Genomic DNA, 15,499 nt, shown 5'->3' on the forward strand with positions numbered 1-15,499 from the left:
TTGAAGGCATCCACGGGCGCGGTGCCCCAGTTGCTCTCCCAGCCGAAGCCGTAGACGTGCGCGCCCTCCTCGACGTCGACCCGACCGTAGTCGTTCGGCTCGACACCGGCGCGGCGTCTTGGCGTTGGTCGGGGGGTGTGGTGGGAGGCCGCCGGACCACGGAGGTGGATCCGGCCGCGTCAGTCACACGACCATGCAGGTCATGGCTGCCCACAGCAGGGGCGAGTGTTCGATCCGGCCACCGGCCCGCCAGTGGTCGAGTTGTTCGCGCTGCCAGCGGCCGAGTCGGTGCACGGGGTCGGGGTGCTCGTGCGCGGCGTCCACAGCGATGATCGCCTCGGACAGCGGTCGTACGGACTCGGGCAGACCGGCCAGCCGGTGGAACGCGAAGCTCGTCGGCAGCACCCAGCGCGTGGCGGTGACCAGCTCGGCACCGTTGTGGATCATCGCTGTCGCCAGGCCGAACGACTCGGCGAACCGGAGATCGCCGCCGCTCTCACAGCCGATCAGGGCGACGCGCGGCGGCGCGGGCCAGATCCGCGCACCCGGCTCGCCGTCAGCCCGCAGGGGAAGCGTGCCCAGCAGCAGGTCCTTCGCCGACAGCGGCCGATGGGTGCGTAGGGGCTCGGCCAGGCCGGTGGTCCCCGTGCCGCAACTCAAGTGGAGCGCGCCGTCCTCGCTCTGCCCGCCTTCGATGGGCGCGCCACTCACGTGCCCCACATACAGGAGCCTGCGCGCCCCCTTGCGGAGCACTCCGCTGAGCCAGTCCCGGTCGAGGTCGGTGCGGCGCAATGCCTGCGCCGCAGTGGCGACGGACGGCACGGCGCTTCCCGCGTCGACACGACTCTGGACGAACGAGAGCAGCTCCGGGTCCGAGCCGGGCGGTCCCAGGACCGAGCCGAGCGCGGATTCGGCCCGGAATCCGGGGATCCGGGGATCGAGAACGAGCACGACCGCATCGGTGCCCGCGTCCATGTCGCTGTCCGCGTCGAGCTGCGGCTCCGGCTCCGGGCGTACGGCCGGAGCCTGCCGCCGCAGGGACGCCGGTGCGGTGGTCACGACGTCCGCCAAGTCGATGAGCCGGGCCTCGTCGTCGACGGCGAGCAGTTCCCAGGGGACCTGGGCCACCCGGGGCGAGGGCTGGATGCGTACCAGTGGACGGCCCGCGCGCGCCGCCACCTGGCGTATCTGCTCCGTCAACCCCTGCGGCCACAGCGCCTCGGCCAGCACGCGTGCCAGCCGGTGCTCCCGGCCGGGATCAGCCAGCGCTCCCAAGGCGAACGCGCGCCGCATCCCCTCCGCCCCCTCCCCCGACCCCGGCAGCGCGGCGGCCAACTCGCGTACGGCCCGGTCGACTTCATCAGCCGGCCCGCAACCGGTGCCGAACCCCCGCGCCCCGCCGGCCCATGTCCACGTCATGAACAGGTCGCCGGCGTCGGCCAGCCGGATCTGGACCACCGGGCGGCCGGTCAGGTCGTCGGTGGTCCAGAACGGGACCTCTTCCTCGTCCACGATCCGCCGGTGATAGCGGAACTCGGCCGCCTCGATGTGCTCCTGGAGCGCGACGCGGCCGGATTCCGGCGACATCCGCACCTTCGGCGGCGGCGCGACGCGCAGACCGGCGGAGGCAGCAGCCTCCGCCGCCACACCCCCGAGCGCCGTCGGGCCCTGGGGGTTCCCGTACGTCTTCATGGCCGCGCTCGGGAAGAGCGACACAGGGTCTTCGGCGGAACCCGAAGAGGGCGGTGTACGGCCCAGGGCCAGGGAAGCACCCGCACAGCGGTGTTCCACCAGCTCGAAGAGCAGGCCCTGGTCCTGTCGGCGTACAGCGAGGCGAAAGACCAACCGCATGGCGTCGTCCGCCAGTTGGAGCCACTCACTGCGTGCGTGAGCGGATGCGAAGTCGTAGCGCGCCGCCTCCAGGGTGAGTGCGGCGGGAAGGGCGAGGGAGAGCGCGGTGTCGATGGAGTGCCGCTCGTGCTCGCCGTGGTCCGTCCGGTTGAGGTTGTCCTCAAGGGTTCTCGCGAGCATGAGGTCGACCTGGGCGCAGCGCTCGTATACCTCCCGCGCCTGGTATACGTCACGGGCCTGCTGGGCCAACCGTTTCATCTCGGCGATGTCGCCCCGCTCATAGGCGTGTTGGGCGCCCATCAGCTGGGTGTCGGCGGCGGCGATCGAGGCACCGAGCCTTTCGAACCGGGCCAGGCTCGCCGTCATCAGGCCGTCCGCACCGGTCAGGTCGCCGCGCCGGCCGGCGAGAAAGCCGCGGGCCTGTTCGCAGACCGCCAGATCACCGAACCATTGGTGCCGCTCGAAGAACGCGGACGCCTCCGCGAACAGCTCCTCCGCGAGGTCGAAGTCACCCCGGTGCATCGCGACGTACGCCCGGTGCGCGAGCAGCGACTGCTGCTCGCCGGTGTCCCCCAGCGCCCGGAATCCGTCCTCCGCGCGGGCGAAGTAGTCCTCGGCCGCATCGAACCGCCCGGTCGAGGCGCAGATCAGCCCGAGGGCGGTCAGCAGCCGCGGCACGGCCTCCACCACGGTCGCGGGCATCGTGGACAGCAGCGCCGAGGCATGCTCCTCGGCCGCTCCCCACTCGGCCCGCTCGATCAGCAGATGGATCCGGTTCAGGCCGAGTTCGGCCGCGCGCAGTCCTTCCGGATCGTCGAACTCGGGCAGTTGGACCGCTGCTTCGTCGAGGGCGGCCAGTGCCTCGTCCAGGCGTCCGGTCCTGCGCATCAGGTCGGCCGTGGCGAGCAGCGTCTTCAGCAGGGTTTCCAGCCACAGTTGGCGTCCACGTGGCCCCATCGACGCCGCCGCGATGCCGTCGAGCAGCCTGCGGGAGCGCTCGACGGCGTCCTGCGCCGCGGGCAGATCGGTGGCGGTGAGCCGCACGCTCGCGAGGTCGGACAGCAGGTGCGCCCGCAGGAAGCGCACGTCGGGCGAGTCCTCAAGGGACTCGGCCAAGGTGAGCAACTCCTCGTAGACGGCGCACGCGGCTGTCAGATCGGCCGCCCGCTGATGTTCCTCGGCCAGGGCGAAGCCGCCGTCGAACGGCTCCCCGTACAGCCGCATCACCGCTTGGTTGTCCGCGCCCTCATCCGGCATGTGTCAGTAGTCCTCACCTGTGGCAGCGGCGGCGGTCTCGGCAAGGAACGGTGTGCCCCAGCCTTCGTGCGGCGACGGGTCGTATGTAAGGGGCTCTGCCGCAGCGGTCAGCCGCCGCCGGACCAACTCACGGATCGCGTCGCGTCCGACGCGGCCGGAGGCTTCGCCGGATGTGCCGGGGTGATCGGGAGCAGGTCCCGGGTCGAAGCCGGGCAGCAGGACACCGGCTTCGATACGCACCGGCGCAGCGCCGTCCGACAGGTCCAGGTCCACCCGGCCGGCCCACAGGTCGTCCCGCCTGCCCAGAGGCACCCGGTGCGGGCGGCCGCCGTTCACGTGGATCTCCGCGACGAGGGGCGCGCCGACGGTGGGTGCCGCCGCGTGCGCGACGGCCTCCACCTCGATCTGTCGCCGCGCACCGAGTGCGCGAGCCGTCCAGGACACCGCGTTCTCGGCCGCGTCGACCAGGCCCGGCGGGTAGCGGCGCCAGTCGTTGGTCCCCGTTCCCCGGGCGATCACCCGGCCGCCCGCGCCCGGTGGTTGGCCCGCCGCGAGGGCGTAGTCGTGAGGCCGAGGAAACAGCGCGCCGAGGTCGAGTGGTGCACCCGCAGGGCGGTGCTGGTCCAGGGCCGAGCGGAGGTGACGCAGGGCCGGGGTGTCGAGTCCGGTGCTGTCGGCCGCGTCGTCGATCAGCCGCAGGACGCTCTCCAAGTGGTCTGCCAGGGCGGCTGGTTGAGGCGCCGCGCGCCACCACCGGACCAGTGGTTCGAGGGCGGCGTGGTGCTCCTCGATCAGGTCGGCCACACAGTCGTCGGGCTGATCGTCCTCACCGTCGAACAGTTGCTGGCACCGGTGGGTGAGCGCGGCCAGCTCCAGGCCGAGCACGTCCGGTTCGAGCGCCGGTATGCCGTCCGTGTACGAGGCGGGCCACCACCGGGCCGCCCAGTGCCCAAGGGCGAGCCGGGCGGCGCTGTCCGCGAGGGCGGTCGGGTCCGCAGCCACCTGTACGCCCAAGTCCTCCTCGGTCACCGGTACGCCGAGCGGCTCCTGCGCCGCACGGTCGTGGACGGCGGCGGCGACGCGCTCGCCGTACAGCGCCCACAGCCACTGCTGGGCCCGCCCCGCGTCATGAATCTCCGCCGTCGGCGGGCCGGGTTCACCCGAGACGGGCCAGGTCAGCACGGCGCCCGCGACGTCGAGGACGGCCTGGGCGAAGTCAGCCTCCACGGCGAGCCCACCGCCGTCGGTTTCGGCGCGGTGCAAGGCTGCCGCGGCGGCGATCCGGATCGTGCCGTCCAGGCGCCGCGCCACCTGTACGTCGAGGAGAGGCCGCCCCATCACGCGCTCCTCGGCTCGCCCGCCCGGGCGGGCGCCGCCGGCAGGGAGCGCAGTGCCGACCTGACCCTGGCACGGTGGTCCATCATCACCGAGCGGGCGACCCCGTCCAGCACCGCCCAGGCCGACGCGAGGTCCGCCAGCGGTGCGCCGCGGACGTCCCGCCCGTGCAGGCGCACCCACAGCCGCCGCATGTAGGCCGCCCACGGGGTACGAAGGTCCTGGGCGAGGGCATCCAGGACGCCGCCGTCCGGATCGGGGTGCGGAGAAACGGTCATCCTGCGGGCACGCAGGACCGAAGCCTCACGCCGCCAGCGGCTGTTGACCGCGCGGTGCGCCGCGGTCCGCCCCGACACACCTTTCCCGGTGCCCAGCGGATCGAGGCCGACCGCCAGTTGGCCGCCGAGGACCACGGCGACGCGCAGGCTCTCGTCGTACAGACCGAGCGGAGCGCAACTGCGGCCGGTCTCGCGCTCGACGAGCTCCGGCACCGGCGGCAGCTCCTCGCGCCGGGCCGACGACTGCAGGACGACGAAGAGCCGCTCGAAGAGCGTGCGGTCGAGCGGCGCGGGAAGCGTGGCCGTCGACGCGCCCCGGCCGACTTGCGGACGTGGCGGCAGCCGCCGTGCGGTCAGCCCCAGATGGGCCGGCAGCTCGTCGGCCCCCCAGACACCGCTCGCATGCGCCCACAAGGCCCGGCCGAACAGGCCTCCTTGTCCTGCCTCGATCATGGACGCGTACACGGTGGAGTCCCCCACCCCGCCCGAAGCGCCGCAGGCTTCCAGGGCCTCGGCCGCCCGTGCCACCGCTGCCGCCGCGTCCACACCCGGGTCCTGGGGACGGCTCTCCCAGGCAGTGGCCAGCCCTCGTTCGAGCCACGAGCGCCGTGCCGCGTCGGTGAGATGTTCCTTCAGGGCTTCCACCGTGCGTCCGCCGGCCGCGTCGGCCACTTCCTCGACCACGGCCCCGGCCATCGCGTCCGATCCGGCCGGGGGCGCCCCGTGCTCGGTGGCCAGCTCGAAACAGCGCTGGAAGTACAGGTCCTGGGGGTTGCCCGCCACGATGCCCAACGCCCGGCGGGCCCGCTTGAGCAATGTGAACCACTGTGCCGTCGCCGCGAGATGCGTACCGGACTCTCGGATCAGGCCCTCCAGGCAGTCGGCCTGCACGGGTCCGAGGAAGTCCGCCGCAAGGTCGGGGCGCAGCGCGGGCCTGACGATGAGCGGCAGCACGATCAGCTTGACCGTACGGGTCAACGGCGCCCCACCGGGGCCGCTCAGCGACTCCAGCCCCGGCCCCAGCCCACGCCAGGCGTGGTCGATCACCATGGCACGCGGTCGGCGTTCGCCGGTCGGCTCGCTCGGGCTCGGCATGTGAGGAGAGTACGCGGAGGGGAACAGGTGGACGAACCTGGGATCGGTAGGCGCCCCGGGCCTCCTAGCGTCCAGATCGTCAGGCCGGAGCAACCCCTGACATCACCAGAAGGGAAGGACGCCATGGGAATCTTCAAGAAGCGCAGGAGCCGCGAGGAGCGGGCCGCCGAGATCGTCGGCCAGGTGGCCGCCGGAAAGGGTTTCTACGGGCGTGCCACGCGCGCGTTCCTCGGCAACGACGACTTCGCCCGGGTCCAGCAGTCGATCGGCGCGTACCACTCCGGCCTCGACGTACAGCAGTTGCTCGCCGCCGGGGCGCCGACCATGCCCGCGGCCGTCGTGTCGATCAGCGACACCGGCAAGCTGGTCAACTTCGACCCGATCGTCGACCTGGTCCTCCAGCCGTCCGGGACCGCCGACCGGATCACCCTTCAGACGATCGTCTCGAAGCTGCGGATCCCCCGCGTCGGCGACCAGGTCCTGCTGGTGGCCGACCCCGCCCGGGCCGGTGGCTACCTCTACGCCGGGGACGGCGTGACACCGTGACTCCGACACTCCCGTACGAGGCCCCGACGTCCGACTCCGTTCTGCTCTCCTTCAACGGCCGGGTGCTGGAGGTGTTCGGATACGTCGACGCCGCCCGCTACCACATCTGGGAGGAACCTCGACTGGCGTTCAAGTCCGGCCGGTTCCGCAGGCTGACGATCACCGTCAAGAGCGGCAGACAGCACACCATGCCGTACGACGCACACCTGCTGCCCGGTCTACAGGGGTTGGCGGACCTGCTGGCGCGGAGCGTGTCCGAGAAACGACAGCCCTGAGATGACGGACGGTGCGAAGGGGCCCGAGCCGGGCCCCGAGCCGACGCGGGTGGCGCGGATCGGCTTGCCCGGAGCCCTGTTCCTGTACGTCAACGCCGCGCTGCTGTGCCTGTTCGGACCGGTCATGCTGGCCTTCACCCTCTTCACCGATTCCAACGGCACCGGCACGCTACTCACGGGCATCCTGTGCACGGTGTTCTGCGCTCCCCTGGGCCTCGCCATCTGGGGCGACACCCTCTGCGAGAGGGAGAACAACGAGAGGCTCGACGCCGTCGGGGTCGCGGCGACGGCGGAAGTGACCGGCCTGACCGACTGGGACGACGGGGAGGACAGCGGCGTCGTCGTCGCGCTGCGGATCAGCACACCGGGCTGCCCGCCGTTCGAGACGACCTGGAAGCGCTCGCGGCACCCCGCCCTGCGCGTGGGCCTTCGACTCAAGGCCGTGGTCGACCCGACAAGCAACCTGTTCCGGGTCGAGTTCTGAGTGGGGCCTTGGCGCATTCTCCATTGGGCGCGGTCCGCTGAGCGGAACCGCTCTTGTGTCCCCAACACGCCCCCGCACAGGCTGTCCGGGACTCCCTCAACAGGAGAGGGTCGCCAAGCCAACCTCAAGGAGGGGCCAAATGAAGTTACGTCCTGGTCGTGGTACTCGTACTCGTACCCAGCGCCTGATCGGAGCGCTTGCCACTGCCGCGGCAGCGATGGCTGTCCTGGCGCTGTCGACTCCCGCACACGCCGGGGCACAAACCCTGCTGTACACGAACGGATTCGAGGGCAACCAGCTCTACGCGTGGGACCACGTCACCGGTGACGACGCCCAGGCCGGTTTCGAGCTCAACACCGGAACGGCCGACACCGGTCAGAACAACGGATGGCTCCGCGCCCGCCAGGGCTGGGCACGTGAAGGAACATGGGCCGGAATCGACGGCATCACGAGGAACTCAAGCTGCACGGCCCGGATATGGGTACGCCCACAGGACTCCGTGGAATTCGCCCTGCGGGTGTGGGACTCAAAGGGCACCAAGCTCGGTGAGACGGTCCCCCGGCTCTACCCCAGCACCTACTACCTGTCTGTCGCGACCCCGGCGTGGTCGCCCCAGGGCAACACCAACGTGTTCGTCGAAGCCGTCATCAGCTCGTACGACGGAACCTCTCGAACCGTGCGGATCGACGGCCTGTCAGTGGACTGCACCACCTGATCACTGCGGCCCGTGGAACCCCTCCTGGAATACACCAGCAAGTCACCCCCATTCGGCTGGCACATACAATGTCGGCACTTCAGGCGTGAATTCCTTCCCGTACCGTCGGCCGTGAAAGCAGGCCACAGAAGTGCTTGCTGAATCGCATTCCCTCGTGTGAGGTGTGTTTCCATGAGCCTGTCCATCCGCAACCAGATCGCCGGCACCGTCACCTCGGTCACCACCGGCGAGGCCATGGCGTCGGTGAAGGTACGGCTGATCGGCGGCCAGGAGATCACCGCGGCGATCACCACCGAAGCCGTCAAGGACCTCGGCCTGTCCCAGGGGTCTGCCGTCAAGGCCCTGGTGAAGTCCACCGAGGTGTCCCTCGCGACCGGCCCGGTCGAAGGCATCTCCATCCGCAACCAGATCGCCGGCACGGTCACCGACGTGGCGACCGGTGGCGCCATGGGCGCGGTCAAGGTCACCGTCGAGGGCGGTGAGTTGACCGCCGCCATCACCAAGGACGCCGTCGAGGCCCTCGGTCTGGCCGCCGGTACGTCCGTCGTCGCGCTGATCAAGTCGACCGAGATCTCCCTCGCCGCCGCATGATCACTGCCGCAACTACTGGAGGGCCGCGCCTCTTACGGACGCGGCCCTTCTTTGCGGACGCGCGCAGCTCCTGGACGCGGGCATTCACATCTCCAGGCGCTCGATCTCGCCCTATGATCGGCCGGTGAACGTCTCCGTCATACTCACGGCCGCCGCGACGGCGACCGCTCCCGCCCTCGTCCTTCGCCCCTGGTGCCCGGACGACATTCCTGAGCTGATCGAGGCGTACAAGGATCCCGCTCTGCGCCGTGGGGCAAGCGGCCCGCTGGAGAGCGCGGACGATGTGCTGCGGTGGATGCGGATGCAGGAGCAGGGGTGGGAAGCAGGCGACCGGCTCGGCTTCGCCGTCCTCGAAGCGGCCCAGGGCGAGGCGCCGTCGCGGTTGGTGGGCAATGTGGTGCTCAAGGACGTCGCCGCCGGCAAGCCCGCTGCCGAGGTGGGGTACTGGACGGCAGCGGCGGCGCGTGGGCGCGGTGTGGCGCCGCGCGCCCTGGAGGTTCTCACCTCCTGGGCGTTCGACACCTTCGGAGCCGATGGTCTGGAGTGCCTCGAACTACTTCATCAGGTGGACAATGCGGCATCGTGCCGCGTCGCGGAGAAGTGCGGGTACGCATTCGACCGGATTCTGCCGTCGTGGCCACCCACCTACCCGCTCGACGGGCACCTGCACATCAAAACCGAACCGGGGCAACGCACTTCAGGCGAAGTGCGGGCCGAGTGAGGCGGCCCGGTCTCGGCAGCGGTACGGGCACCGGTACCCGTACCCCTACCCCACTCCGCTATCCGCGCAGGAAGCCGTCTCCGTGCGCGGCGATGTGCGCCTCCAGGGCGCTCAGCGCCTGCTGCGTCGTGTCGGGGGTGCCCGACCCGCGCCGCTCCGCGTAGTAGGCCGCCCCGAGCTGCTTCAGCAGGTCGTTTCCGGCTCGTTGCTGTTGGACCTCGTCCACCTTCTGCTTCCCCTGATTGAGGGCGGACTGGGCCTGTTCCTTGGCCCGGTCGAGGAATCCCGGCATGACAACCTCCGCGTTTGGTGTGTGGCCATTCTGCTTGCTCGGGCGAGCCGTGCGGGGCAGGGCGCGCCGCTGCGCTTGTCGGGGTGACGAGATGTCGGCGCACCCGAACTGTCCGACCAGCGCCCCGGTCCTGCCATCGCCAGGGGACGGCCCCGCGCCCTTACCCTCGTACGACCGCCGGATTCGAGGAGGCTTCAGGTGAGTTTCGACGACTTCACCGCGCTGGTGGACTCTCCCGTGTACGTGGTGACCGCGTCGGCGGGCGGGCAGCGGGCCGGGTGCCTGGTCGGTTTCGCCGGGCAGTGCTCCTTGCGACCCGAGCGGTTCATCGTGTGGCTCTCCAAGGCCAACCACACCTACCTGGTGGCCGAGCGGGCAACGGTCCTGGCGGTGCATCTGCTGCCGCAGGACCACGGCCTGGCCGCGCGGTTCGGCGCCCTGTGCGGGGCCGAGGTGGACAAGTTCGACGGCCTGGAGTGGACCGAAGGCCCGGACGGAACCCCGCTGTTGACCGAAGCCGTGGCCCGGTTCACCGGCCGGATCCTTGAGCGCTTCGACGGAGGCGACCACGTCGGGTTCCTCCTGGAGCCCCTGACCGTGGTCAAGGCAAAAGACGGCAGGCCGCTGTCCCTGCGCCAGACGCTCGACATCACCGCCGGGCATCCCGCCTAGTGGACAAACCCCCGGTGGCACATGACGTCCGAGCTACCGGGGGTTAGCCCTACCTGGAGCCGGGCGGGTAGCAGGATCGCTGCGGGTGGTCGCATCCGGAGAAGCTGGGGGCTCGGCACATACCGCCGCTTCCCAACGTTTCTCCAGGAGTTGACTCGTGCGCGAGCAAGCAAGGCAGAGGTTCCGTTCTTCCGGGCGGCAGCAGAGCGGTCGGCCCATTGGCGTGCCCGCCGCGGTCGCGCTGGCCATGGGTGTCATGGCGATGGGTGCACTGACGCCGCCCGCGGCATCCGCTGCCGCCAGGCCGGACACCGTCCAGCAGGGCCTCGACGCGCTGGTGTCCTCCGATGGCCTGCCCGCCGCTCTGGCCAGCGTCAAGGACCTCGACGGCCGCAACCGTACGTACACCGCGGGGGTCGGCGACGTGGCCACCGGGGCGAAGGTGCCCAAGGACGGTCAGGTGCGGATCGGCAGCAACACCAAGACGTTCACCGCGGTGGTCGTACTGCAACTGGTCGCTGAAGGGAAGATCCGCCTCGACGCCCCGATCGACACCTATCTGCCGGGCCTCGTACGTGGGGACGGCATCGACGGACGCCACATCAAGGTCCGCCAGATCCTGCAACAGACCAGCGGGCTTCCCGACTACCTCAAATACCTCGACGACGACATCCGGTACTACGAACCCCGCGAGCTCCTCGACCTCGCCCTCCAGCACAAGGCGGACTTCGACCCCGGGAAGGGATGGAAGTACAGCAACACGAACTACGTGCTGGCGGGCCTGCTCGTCGAGAAGGTCACCAAGCACACCCTCGCCGAAGAGGTGGACCGGCGCGTCATCAAGCACCTCGGGCTGCGCCACACCTACTTCCCCGCCCCCCGTGACGCGACCATCCGGGAACCCCACCCCCATGGCTACTACCGGGGTTCAGCAGACCAGCCTCTGACTGACGTCACGGAGATGGACCCCTCCTGGGCCTGGGCGGCCGGCCAGATCATCTCCACCAACTCCGACCTGAACAGGTTCTTCACCGCGCTCCTCGACGGCAGTCTCCTCCCGCAGGCCCAGCTGGCCCAGATGCGCACCACCGTCCCCGCCGGAGCCCCCTTCGCCTCCGGCGCCCGCTACGGGCTGGGGCTCGTGAGCACTCCGCTGTCGTGCGGCGGTGTGTACTGGGGGCACGGCGGTAGCTTCCCCGGATACGAGACCCGGGGCGGAGTCAACGAGAAGGGCCGCGCCGTCAACGTCGCGGTGACCGTCCAGCAGGACGACAAGACGCCCATGAAGCACGTGGAGGGTGTCGTGGACACGGCTCTGTGCCGCTGACCGCACCTGTTCCCGCGGACCCGGCGCTGGCCGCTGCTGTCAGTGCCGGGTGCCAAAATCCAGGTCCGTCGATGACCGTCGGCGGCGCCGAGTGGGTGGTGGTTCCTTGGGACGGCGGCCCACGGTCACTCCGTGGCGAAGTCCGTCCCCCTGGAAACCTTCTCCCACTCGGCGATTTCGGCCCGCACGGAGTCCAGGTGTGCCGTCAGGAAGTCGACCGCGTCGCCGCCGAGGGCGAGGCGGAGCGGGGTCTTCTCGGCGTCCAGGGCCAGCCGGATGGCCGCCGCGGCCTTCGCCGGGTCGCCGGGCTGGTCGCCGCTGCTGCCCTGCACCATCTGCCGGGTCACGCCGACCTTCTCCGCGTACGCCGGGTTCTCCTCGGAGAAGTACGCCGCACCCTTGCCGAACAGGTTGGTGCGGAACGCTCCGGGCTCCACGATCAGCACCTTGATGCCGAACGGCGTCACCTCGTCGGCCAGGGCCTCCGACAACTGCTCCAGCGCCGCTTTGGTCGCGCTGTAGGCGGAGAACCCGGCGAAGGACAGCTGCCCGCCGAAGCTGCTGATGTTCACGATCGATCCGCTGCCCCGCTCCCTCATCTGCGGCAGCAGCGCCCGGGTCAGCCGGGCCGGGCCGAACACATGCAGCTCAAACAGGTCGCGCAGCTCCTGGTCGGTGGTCTCCTCGAACGCCCCCACCTGGGTGCGGCCGGCGTTGTTCACCAGCACGTCCACCCTGCCGTAACGGGCGAGTATGTCGGCGGCCACCGCGTCGATCCGCTCGCCGTCGGTGACGTCCAGGCTGATCGCCTCCACGCGGTCGGGGTACGCGGCGACCAGGTCGTCCAGCGCCCGCGTCCGCCGGGCCGTGCCGATCACCGTGTCACCGGCGGCGACCGCGGCCTCGGTGATGGCCCGCCCGAAACCGCTGCTCGCGCCGGTGACCAGCCAGACCTTGGCGTTGCTGCTCATGTTCCGCTCCCTCGTCAACTGCCGTTCGGGGCTTCCCCGTCGACAGGCACCATCCTTCGCCCGGAACCGGGGACACGTCCAAGACCCGTTGTGATAGCCATGAGTTATGGATGTCCATGGGCGCGATCTTCGCTACTTCACCGCCGTCGCCGAGGAACTGAGTTTCACCCGGGCCGCCGAGAAACTGTTCGTCTCCCAGCCCGCGCTGAGCAAACAGATACGGATGCTGGAGAAGCAGCTCGGCGCGGAGCTGTTCCAACGGGATCGGCGCACCGTGCGGTTGACCGCGGTGGGGCAGGCCCTGCTGCCGCACGCCCGCCAGGTGCTGGCCGACTGGCAGGGCGCGGAGGAGGCGGTGGAGGAGGCGAAGACCGCCGAGCGGTGTGCCCTGGTGATCGGCATGTCCACCAGCCCGGGCCGCGGGCTGCTGCCCGCCCTGCGGGCCCGCCTCGTCTCCCGGCATCCGGACGTACGGCCCGTCCTGCGTCAGGTCAACTGGGCTGATCCCAGTGCCGGGTTGGCGGACGGGACCAGTGATGTCGCCTTCGTCTGGCTGCCGCTGCCGGACGGGGGCCGATACCAGCATGCGGTGGTGGCCCGGGAGCCCCGGCTGGTCGCACTGCCGGACGGGCATCCCCTGGCGGCGCGTGCCGCGGCCGACCCCGAGGGGAAAGTGGACTTCACCGACCTGCTGGACGAGCCCTTCCTCGCCCTGCCGCCGCAAGCCGGCCCGCTGCGGGATTACTGGCTGGCCCTCGATGCCCGCGACGGTCGCCGGCCCCGGATCGGCGCGGTGGTGGCCAGCGCCGAGGAGACCCACGAGGCGGTCGCAAGCGGCCAAGGGGTGGCGCTGCTGGCCGCCGGCAACGCCCCGCTGGTCGCCCGGGACGAGGTGATCGCCGTGCCGGTCCGGGGCATCTCCCCGTCCCAACTGGCGGTGGCCGCCCGCCAGGACGACAAGCGGCCCCTGGTCCTCGCTTATCTGGCCGCCGCGCGGGAGGTGGGGGCCACAGCCACCTGATCCGGCACCGGGAGCGCGCCGCGGACCTCGTCAGCCCCGCTCCCACTGGCGGCCGGTGCGGCTCTGCGCCCGTCTGCCGCAGTCGTCGGACACGTGGCGCACCATGAACACGTCCACCGGGTCTTCGCTCTCGACCGCGAACCCGTGCCGCTCGTACAGTCGCCGGGCCGCACTGCCCTGCAGCACGTTCAAGCGGACGCGGGACCCGCCGCGGTCGCACCGCTCCAGCAGTTCGCGCAGCACGCCCGAGCCGATGCCGGTGCCCTGGAGGTGCGGGGCCAGGTAGAAGTGCTCCAGCCAGTGGGCGTCCTCGGCCGGTCGCAGGGCCACACAGCCGGCGAACGCCTCGCCCACCTCGATCACCCAGGTGTGGGCCGGGTCGAAGCCGTCGCGCAGTCGCTGCCGCACCCGCTGCTCGTCGTACCGCCCGAGCCGTTCCAGATCCGGTCGCATCACGACCGCACGCAGCTCGACCACCGCCTCGACGTCTTCCGTCGACGCCGCCCGTATGTTCCAGTCCGCCATGATCGCCACGCTACCGCCATGGCGTTTCACCCTGGTCAGCGACCTCGTCGCCGGGTCAGGCCGGTGAGATCCATGGAGGCGGAGATGCGGTGCGGCTGTAGGCGGAGCACGATGAAGAGGACGTCTGACCACGAGCGTGGAACGAGCGCGACAGCGCAGCCCTACAGAGCGTCGGGCGGGGCGGGGCCGGTGCCCGAGTGTGCGTAAGGACGTCCTCCTTCAGATCGTGAACGGCTGCGGCGCGGGGAACTCCTGCGCGCCCCGATGGCCGGCCGCACGCGTCCAAGTGCGAGGAAATGGGGAGAATCATGAGGAAATCCCTGGTGGCCGCGCTTGCCACTGCCACGTCCGCGACGGCCGCCCTGCTGGCCGGGCCCGCCATCCCCGCGAACGCCGCTTCGGCGTACTGCAACAGCACCACCCCGAGCAGCTCGATCCTGTTCTACCGGGCCGACAACGGCCAGGCCGGCACCGGCACACTGTCCGGCGGCCACTGGCGGTACAAAGGGGGGTTCACCCTCCCGACCGGCTACTCACACGCGGCGGCGAGCCGTGACTCGCTGGTGCTGTACAACGAGGACACCGGGGCCGGGGAGGTCGGCACCTTCAAGAACGGTACGTACTCCCGCACCCAGACCTTCGACGACTTCTCGACGGGCTGGACCTTCGTCGAGGCGTCCGGCGACTCCGTGCTCTTCTACAACGGGAACACCGGCGACGGCGTCACCGGCACCCTCAAGAACGGTACGTACCGAGAGGTGCGCACGTACGACAACTTCAGTAAGGGCTGGGGAACCATGGCCGGCTCGTGCGACACCCTGGTCTCCGCGGCCCGTCACGGGTCGGGCGACTTCCCCTGGAGCAACGTCGGCTACGGGACCCTCAAGAACGGTGTCTACTCGGACAAGGGCGGTATCCCGAGGGACGACTTCCTGGGTGAGCTGACCGCGACCAAGGACTCCGTACTGGCCTTGTCGAGGAGCGGCGGCGAGCTCCAGTTCCGGGTGAGCAACGCGACCAACGGTGCGGGCATCAACTTCCATGAGATCGGCACCTCCGGCATCTGGGAGAAGGTCGGCCGGACCTCGGACAGCCTGTTCTTCTACAAGACCGACGGCACCGCCTGGATCTCGACGCTCGCCGGCGGCAACTACGCCAACGTCGGCGCGCTCCCCAACGTCTCCTCGGGCTGGACCCTCATCGAAGGCGGCGTGTGACCACGATCTGAACGCCCGCCCCGGGACGCACCGCGCCCGCGCCCGCCATGATGTTGAGCGCGGGCGCGGGTGCGAGCGCGCTGTGGCAGCGGGGGTTTGACTGTTCGGAGCAAACAAAAAGGCAAGGAGGTATAACCGCTCCTTGCCACTCTCAACTTATAGCGCACTGGGGGGCTTGCCGCAAGGCCCCGGGGGTGGGGCAGAATCGCGCATCCAGGTCAGCACCTGAAGTAAACAAGGGGGACTCACGAAGTGCGTGTGTTGTTGTCGGTTCATAGGTCGTGCGGTGACGTCGAGTTGGTGGGAGGACTCGCGCTGCCGTCGCG

Annotated in this window: 16 protein-coding genes; 10 read left to right on the forward strand and 6 right to left on the reverse strand. The window is 70.4% G+C overall.

Going from position 1 to position 15,499, the window contains the following annotated elements; genetic code table 11:
- Positions 1-183: 183 nt before the first annotated feature.
- The 3 genes from OG965_RS04645 to OG965_RS04655 are packed head-to-tail and all read right to left on the reverse strand — an operon-like array spanning position 184 to position 5,816.
- Positions 184-3,108: a CHAT domain-containing protein gene (locus OG965_RS04645; protein WP_371649383.1), complete on the reverse strand. Its 2,925-nt coding sequence runs from the start codon at positions 3,106-3,108 to the stop codon at positions 184-186.
- Positions 3,109-3,111: 3 nt separating this feature from the next.
- Positions 3,112-4,446, reverse strand: a complete 1,335-nt coding sequence (locus tag OG965_RS04650) for a hypothetical protein (RefSeq protein WP_371649385.1) — start codon at positions 4,444-4,446, stop codon at positions 3,112-3,114.
- Positions 4,446-5,816 (reverse strand): hypothetical protein, encoded by a 1,371-nt coding sequence (locus OG965_RS04655; protein WP_371649387.1) that lies wholly within the window; start codon positions 5,814-5,816, stop codon positions 4,446-4,448. Before OG965_RS04655 ends, OG965_RS04650 begins: the two co-directional genes overlap by 1 nt.
- 123 nt (positions 5,817-5,939) lie before the next feature.
- On the opposite strand from OG965_RS04655, the gene OG965_RS04660 reads away from it, so the two are divergent.
- From OG965_RS04660 to OG965_RS04685, 6 genes are all read left to right on the forward strand, one after another.
- Positions 5,940-6,362, forward strand: a complete 423-nt coding sequence (locus tag OG965_RS04660; protein WP_371649389.1) for a hypothetical protein — start codon at positions 5,940-5,942, stop codon at positions 6,360-6,362.
- Entirely contained in the window at positions 6,359-6,637 is a 279-nt protein-coding gene (locus OG965_RS04665; RefSeq protein ID WP_371649391.1) for a hypothetical protein, read from the forward strand. The genes OG965_RS04660 and OG965_RS04665 overlap by 4 nt, the downstream gene beginning before the upstream one ends.
- 1 nt (position 6,638) lies before the next feature.
- The gene (locus tag OG965_RS04670; RefSeq protein ID WP_371649393.1) at positions 6,639-7,121 is read left to right on the forward strand and encodes a hypothetical protein; all 483 of its coding nucleotides are present in this window, start codon (positions 6,639-6,641) and stop codon (positions 7,119-7,121) included.
- Positions 7,122-7,260: 139 nt separating this feature from the next.
- The gene (locus OG965_RS04675; RefSeq protein WP_371649395.1) at positions 7,261-7,836 is read left to right on the forward strand and encodes a hypothetical protein; all 576 of its coding nucleotides are present in this window, start codon (positions 7,261-7,263) and stop codon (positions 7,834-7,836) included.
- A gap of 171 nt (positions 7,837-8,007) precedes the next feature.
- Positions 8,008-8,427, forward strand: coding sequence for a molybdopterin-binding protein (locus OG965_RS04680; protein WP_371649397.1), 420 nt, complete (start codon positions 8,008-8,010; stop codon positions 8,425-8,427).
- A 124-nt stretch (positions 8,428-8,551) separates the two neighbouring features.
- Positions 8,552-9,148 (forward strand): GNAT family N-acetyltransferase, encoded by a 597-nt coding sequence (locus OG965_RS04685; RefSeq protein ID WP_371649399.1) that lies wholly within the window; start codon positions 8,552-8,554, stop codon positions 9,146-9,148.
- A 58-nt stretch (positions 9,149-9,206) separates the two neighbouring features.
- On the opposite strand, the gene OG965_RS04690 is transcribed toward OG965_RS04685, so the two are convergent.
- On the reverse strand, positions 9,207-9,440 hold the full coding sequence (locus OG965_RS04690; RefSeq protein ID WP_371649401.1) for a hypothetical protein: 234 nt from the start codon (positions 9,438-9,440) through the stop codon (positions 9,207-9,209).
- Positions 9,441-9,638: 198 nt separating this feature from the next.
- On the opposite strand from OG965_RS04690, the gene OG965_RS04695 reads away from it, so the two are divergent.
- Together OG965_RS04695 and OG965_RS04700 are read left to right on the forward strand one after the other, a co-directional pair.
- Positions 9,639-10,112: a flavin reductase family protein gene (locus tag OG965_RS04695; protein WP_371649403.1), complete on the forward strand. Its 474-nt coding sequence runs from the start codon at positions 9,639-9,641 to the stop codon at positions 10,110-10,112.
- 157 nt (positions 10,113-10,269) lie between these two features.
- Positions 10,270-11,439 (forward strand): serine hydrolase domain-containing protein, encoded by a 1,170-nt coding sequence (locus OG965_RS04700; RefSeq protein WP_371649405.1) that lies wholly within the window; start codon positions 10,270-10,272, stop codon positions 11,437-11,439.
- Between the two features lie 125 nt (positions 11,440-11,564).
- Here OG965_RS04700 and OG965_RS04705 read toward each other — a convergent pair whose 3' ends face one another.
- Positions 11,565-12,410: an oxidoreductase gene (locus OG965_RS04705; RefSeq protein ID WP_371649406.1), complete on the reverse strand. Its 846-nt coding sequence runs from the start codon at positions 12,408-12,410 to the stop codon at positions 11,565-11,567.
- Between the two features lie 106 nt (positions 12,411-12,516).
- On the opposite strand from OG965_RS04705, the gene OG965_RS04710 reads away from it, so the two are divergent.
- Complete coding sequence (locus tag OG965_RS04710) at positions 12,517-13,431, forward strand: LysR family transcriptional regulator (protein ID WP_371649408.1); 915 nt, start codon at positions 12,517-12,519, stop codon at positions 13,429-13,431.
- Positions 13,432-13,461: 30 nt separating this feature from the next.
- On the opposite strand, the gene OG965_RS04715 is transcribed toward OG965_RS04710, so the two are convergent.
- Positions 13,462-13,956, reverse strand: coding sequence for a GNAT family N-acetyltransferase (locus OG965_RS04715; RefSeq protein ID WP_371649410.1), 495 nt, complete (start codon positions 13,954-13,956; stop codon positions 13,462-13,464).
- Positions 13,957-14,264: 308 nt separating this feature from the next.
- On the opposite strand from OG965_RS04715, the gene OG965_RS04720 reads away from it, so the two are divergent.
- A complete protein-coding gene (locus OG965_RS04720) occupies positions 14,265-15,173 on the forward strand; it encodes a hypothetical protein (RefSeq protein ID WP_371649412.1) in 909 nt (302 codons plus the stop codon).
- Positions 15,174-15,499: the final 326 nt, after the last annotated feature.

This window comes from Streptomyces sp. NBC_00224, from assembly GCF_041435195.1.
In the GTDB taxonomy this organism is placed as follows: domain Bacteria; phylum Actinomycetota; class Actinomycetes; order Streptomycetales; family Streptomycetaceae; genus Streptomyces.